General features: G+C 70.4%; 1 protein-coding gene. It reads right to left on the bottom strand.

Translation table 11 applies throughout. The features are described 5' to 3' along the window. Positions 1 to 263: 263 nt before the first annotated feature. Entirely contained in the window at positions 264 to 1,430 is a 1,167-nt protein-coding gene (locus tag GPK42_RS05625) for an IS110 family RNA-guided transposase (RefSeq protein ID WP_195504013.1), read from the bottom strand. Between the last annotated feature and the right edge of the window lie 341 nt (positions 1,431 to 1,771).

Below are 1,771 nucleotides of genomic sequence, written 5' to 3'. Positions count from 1 at the left end.
GCCTTCGGCTCAGTCTCATATCCGCGGATACCGTTCTGTCGGCCCGCACTCCATTCCTTCGGCGGGGTTCCCCAAGTCTGACTACGCGCATGCGGCCGCTGCCGCGCGCCCAGCGAAAGCGGGGGTATCCCCGAAGGCTGCCCGGCTCGCCGGGACGTGTCTCTATAGTTTTGTCAACCGCGTGCTTCGCGCCATTTCGGCATGACGCATCCGGGCGCCTGGCGCCCCCGCTTGGTTTCCTCTTCGGTTGATCCCGCCGTCCGCTAGGCCGCGTACGGGACGGCGTCGCGCATGATCGCATATATGACCTTGAGCCTCTTCCTCGCGACCGCCTTCAGCGCCTTGCTGTGCCTCATCCCCCTCGCCCTGCACTCCCCGTAGTACCTCCCGAACCTGTTGTCCGTGCCGATGAGGGAGTTGCAGCTGAATATGAGCAGGTTCTTGAGCTGCCTGTTCCCGCCGTGCTGAGGCGACGTCGACCTGATGCTGCTCCCGGAGCGCCTGTCTGACGGCGCCACGCCGCAATAGCTCGCGAGCTCGTCGTGCCCCCTGAAGGCGGATATGTCGATCGACGTCACCAGCGCCGCGGCGGTCTTGGGGCCGATCCCGGGCACCGTGAGGAGGCACTCGTAGACCTCGTCGCCCGCCAGTGAGTCGGCCACGAGCGAGTCGAGCTCCTCGATGTCGGCGTCGAGGGAGGCTATCTCCCGGGCGAGCATCCGGACCGCGACGTCCTCGCCGGCCGGGAGCCGCCTTCCCGAGCGCGACGAGGCCAGCAGCGCCTCCCAGAGCCTCCTGGCCCCCGCCGCGGGGGCGCCCGCGCGCCTGGCTGCGTTCGAGAAACTGCGCCAGCCGGCGGCCGAGCACCCGGCGGCCCCGCCGAACTCGGCCAGCATCGACACCTGCCAGCGGCTCGACGGGTCGACCGCGCCCTCGAGCGCGGGGTCGGCCTCGAGCAGGGTCGCGCGCAGCCTGTTCTTCGCGCGGGTCCTGGCGGACGACGCGAACTCGCGCTGCGACGACAGGATCCGCAGCGAGGCGGCCCCCTCGGGCTCCTCGGGCGCCGGCCTGAGGGCGCGGGGCACGCCGAGCGCGGTGCGCGCGATCACCTCGGCGTCGATGGCGTCGGTCTTCGCGATGCCGGGGAACATCCCGCGGGCCTGCTTCTCGGCATATCCGGGCAGGTAGGCGCAGGGGTTCCCGTGCGCATGGGCGCGCGCGAGGACCAGCGCGCCGATGTTTCGCTTCTGGTCGACGACGACCAGCGCGCCGGAGCCGGCCCGCTCGAGCAGCCGGTCGATGTCGTCGGGCCTGTTTGCCAGCTCGGCCCTGAAGGCGACGCCTCCTCCCGCATCGAGCGCGCACGCGCTGTGCGAGCTCTTCCCGACGTCGATCCCCAGGTAGGCCACGGGCGTCTCTGCTGCAGGCATGGTGTATCCTCTCCCTTGAGCCGGCCGTTAGCCGCGGAAGCGACACCCACATTACCCGGCCGTGGCCCGGTCCGGGCCCGGCACATCTCTATCAGTCGTTCCCCGCGGCCCCTCCCGCCCCGGCGGCAACACGTCCCGGGCCCTCTACGGGGCAGGGGCTGACGGCCGTCCGGGGCGGTCGGCCAGCGACCACCGGTACGGCTCAATCGTATAGCCGTGCAACGGAAAAGAGCCGCCCTTTCGGACAACTCAAACTGTAATGGGGGCTATGTCTATTCGGTTGCCTCCCGGCACATCGCGCCGAGGGCCCACAGCCACCTCACGAGCTCGGCGGCGGTGGC

Origin of the sequence: Collinsella aerofaciens (genome assembly GCF_018785265.1) — a bacterium.
GTDB classification, from domain to species: Bacteria; Actinomycetota; Coriobacteriia; order Coriobacteriales; family Coriobacteriaceae; genus Collinsella; species Collinsella aerofaciens_AI.
The sequence above is the reverse complement of the archived record's forward strand: the minus strand, read 5'-3'. Positions and strand labels throughout refer to the sequence as shown.